Source organism: Gaiella sp., assembly GCF_035558935.1.
Taxonomy (GTDB): Bacteria; Actinomycetota; Thermoleophilia; order Gaiellales; family Gaiellaceae; genus Gaiella.
Genome location: NZ_DATMBZ010000157.1, coordinates 1 through 3285, shown reverse-complemented (window position 1 = coordinate 3285; position 3285 = coordinate 1). Strand labels below are relative to the sequence as shown.

General features: G+C 73.5%; 2 protein-coding genes and 1 pseudogene. All 3 read right to left on the bottom strand.

From position 1 onward, the window contains the following. A pseudogene (locus tag VNM44_RS15045) lies at nucleotides 1–394 on the bottom strand (hypothetical protein); the annotation flags it as partial. A gap of 26 nt (nucleotides 395–420) precedes the next feature. Continuing rightward, nucleotides 421–2349: a DUF6541 family protein gene (locus VNM44_RS15040; protein ID WP_325626729.1), complete on the bottom strand. Its 1929-nt coding sequence runs from the start codon at nucleotides 2347–2349 to the stop codon at nucleotides 421–423. Further along, nucleotides 2346–3242 (bottom strand): glycosyltransferase family 2 protein, encoded by an 897-nt coding sequence (locus VNM44_RS15035; protein ID WP_325626727.1) that lies wholly within the window; start codon nucleotides 3240–3242, stop codon nucleotides 2346–2348. Before VNM44_RS15035 ends, VNM44_RS15040 begins: the two co-directional genes overlap by 4 nt. Nucleotides 3243–3285 lie beyond the last annotated feature (43 nt).

The window sequence follows — 3285 nt, the reverse complement described above, 5'->3', positions numbered from 1 at the left end:
GCGGCGAGGTCGAGAGGACGACGTCGATCGCGTGCTCGCGGACGAGGCGGATCCCGGCCGGAATCGCCGTGACGGCCCACGTCGCGTTCTCGTCGGGCACGACGAGGCGCCGCAGCTGGAGGCGGGCGTGGGTCAACGCGCGCTCGACTCCGTGCGTCCCCGCAAGCACCTCGGTGGGCTTGCCGCCGCTGACGCCGACGTACCGCGCGCGGTGCACCCACGCCTGCGAAGGCATCCGGAGGCCCTCGTCCCGGTGCAGCCAGCGCGGGTCGTCAGGCGCGAGCACGTGAGTCTCGATCCCCATCGCGGGGAGGTACTGCGCGAGCTTCAGCGGCCGCTGCACGCCTCCGCCTCCCGCCGGCGGGAAGTAGAAGCTGACGATCAGGACCTTCACGGCCGGCGATGGTACTTCGATGCCGTTCAGAGGCGATACAGCACCCACCGTGCGTCCCGGTGGACGACCGGGAGAGTCGTCGAGAGGCGCGGGAACCGCTGGCGGTCGACGACGAGCCAGGTCGCGCCACAGGCGCGCGGGATCCCGAGGTCGCCGGTGCGGGCGAAGCGGCGGAAGTCCCGGACACGCTCGCGCGGGCGGTTGTCGACCGTGTCCGCGACGTGGCCCGGCGGGTTGACGCAGACGCGCACCGGTGCGACGGCCCCCAGGCGGTAGCTCGCCTCCGGGTCCGCATAGACGACGGCGCCCACGGGGACGTCGTGTCGCACTGCCGCAACCAGGCCGTCCGACAGCGGGCTCGGCCGGCGCGCCTCGGAGGGGCTCCAGTTCGCGAGACCGTGGGTGTACGTGGGGAGCAGCACGAGCGCCGACGCGAGCGCGGCCGTTCGCTCGAGCGGCGGGCGGCGACGGAACCCCAGCGCGAGCGCGACGAGCCCCCCGACGACGGCGATCCACGTCGCCCATGCGGGCCCACCGTCCTCGAGCGTGTAGCCGAAGTCGCCCGGATAGAGCAGCTGGAACGCGAGGCCCGCGCCGAGCGCGACCGGCACGACTGCTCGACCCAGGAGACGGGCGAGGACGCCCATCCCCCCCGCGAGCGCGAACGCGAGGGGGACGAAGCCGGCGAGCCGTCGCGACTGGGAGAGCGAGACGGCGTCGGAGAACGGCGTGAAGATCCAGGGGACGAGGCAGACCGCGAACACCGCGAGCGAGCCTCCTACGACGAACGCAGCCCAGCGCCGGCGCGTCGCGAGTCCCGCGAGCGGGACGGCCAGCAACGCCGCAACCGCGACGGCACCCGTGCGGCCGAACAGCTCCGGGACGACGGAGAAGCGGTCCTCCGTCCCGTGCAGCTGTCCCGCGTACTGGTCGAAGCCGCGCACACGCTCGGCGGCGTCCGGGTTGACCGAGGCCGTGTCGCCGACCACGGGCAGGAGCCAGGCGACGAAGAGCCCCGCAGGGACGACGAGCGCGCCGAGCGCGAGCGTGCCCGCCCGGAGGTCGCGTCGTTCCCAGAACCACCGCACCGCGACGAATCCCGCCAGGGGGAGCCAGAGGAAGAGCGCGTACGTCGGATGCACGACCGCGAGGGCGAGGCCTGCGGCGGCGGTCGAAGCGACGAGCGGAAGGGACGGCGCGCGGATCGTCTCGAAGGCGAGCGCCAACGCCGCCGGGACGAGGAGCTGGCGCGAGGCGGTGGCGGGCAGCGCGAGCGCCGTGAACGCGCCGCCGGAGCCCGGTGCCATCGCGACGAGCGCGACTCCTGCGGCGGCGGCCGTGGCCGCCGGAGCCACCCTGCGGAACAGCGCCCAGCCCGCCTCGTACGCCACGAGCACCGCAACCGGGGCAAGCACGGTCGGGCCGTGGAGGACGACGTCGACGGGATCGGCGCCCGACACCTTCGCGACGAGGGCGAGGAAGCCGTGCCAGAGCGGAAACGCGTAGCCGGGATGGAGCCCGCCGTCCGGGAACTCGTTCGCGCTCGAGAGCGAGAGGTCGCCGAACGCGAGCAGCTTCTGGATCCGCGCCAGGTGGAAGAACCCGTCCCCGCCGACGTGCCCGGCCACATGCCAGAGGAGCAGCCCGAGCACCGCTCCCGCGGCGAGCACGCCTCCTCGCCGCGGGACCCCGTTGCGCCCGAGGCCCCGGCGAGGCCCGCGGCGGATGCCGACGACGAGCGCCGCGAGCCCGGCGCCGAGCAGCAGTACGAGCGTGAGGGCCAGGGACCCGTGCACCGCGAACGTCACCGCGAGCGCGGCGAAGACGAGCGCGAGTGACCACGCGAGCGTCGCCGACAGGCGACGGACGCCGAGCGTCCGGGCGAGAAGCGCACCCGGCACGAGGACGACGACGAAGCCGAAGACGAGCTGCGTGAGGAGCCAGATGCCGCTCAACGGCGTAACAACGCGTCGACGTCGCCCGACCCGAGCCAGGCCGCGGCGTCGCGGTAGAAGCCGGCTCGCTCGCCGCGGTGGATCCGCCCTCGGACGGCGAGCGACGCCCGAAGCATCTTCCTCGCCCGCTCGGCCTCACCGGGACGTCCGTGAAGCGACAGGTACCGCAGGTGGCCGCGGACGTTCTCCCGGTAGAGCCGCCCGCCGTGTGCCGCGCCGCTCACGTGGACGCAGCGTGCCTCGGGCGTGAACACGACCGACCATCCCCGATCGGTCGCGCGGCGCATCCAGTCGACCTCCTCGCTGAAGAGGAAGAACCGCTCGTCGAATGGGCCGACCTCGTCGTATGCGTTGCGGCGGAGCAGGAAACAGGCGCCCATCACCCACTCGACCGCCCGCTCGCTCTCGTGGTCGAAGCCTGCGCCGTAGAAGGCGTTCAAGGAGCGTGACCTCGGCGCGAGCTTGCGCAGGTAGAGGTACTCGGTGGCCAGTCGCCACGTCGTCGGGAAGCCGCGCACCGAGCGCTGGAGGCTGCCGTCGGGGTTCAGCAGCTTCGGGCCGATCGCGGCGGCACGCGGATGCCGGTCGGCCGCGGCGACGAGCCGCGAGAGGGCGTCCTCGACGAGCCACGCATCGGCGTTCAGGACGAGGACGTGCTCGGAGCCGGTCTCGGCGATCCCGCGGTTCCATCCTGCCGCGAGCCCGTCGTTCGAGGACTCGATCACGCGCACCTGCGGAAACCGCTCGCGGACGACGTCGACGGTCCCGTCCGAGGAGCCGTTGTCCACGACCACGGTCTCGATTCCCGCGACACTCGCGAGGCACTGTTCGATCCAGGGGAGGGCGTCGTAGGTGACGACGACGCAGGCGACGCGCGCGCCGTCGTCAGCCATGCTCGAGGCGCGGCCGGGAACCGCCGCGGAACCCCTCCCAGAG

Coding starts and splice junctions, on each gene's coding strand:
- VNM44_RS15035 (WP_325626727.1), bottom strand. CDS start 3,242: ATGGCTGACGACGGCGCGCGCGTCGCCTGCGTCGTCGTCACCTACGAC.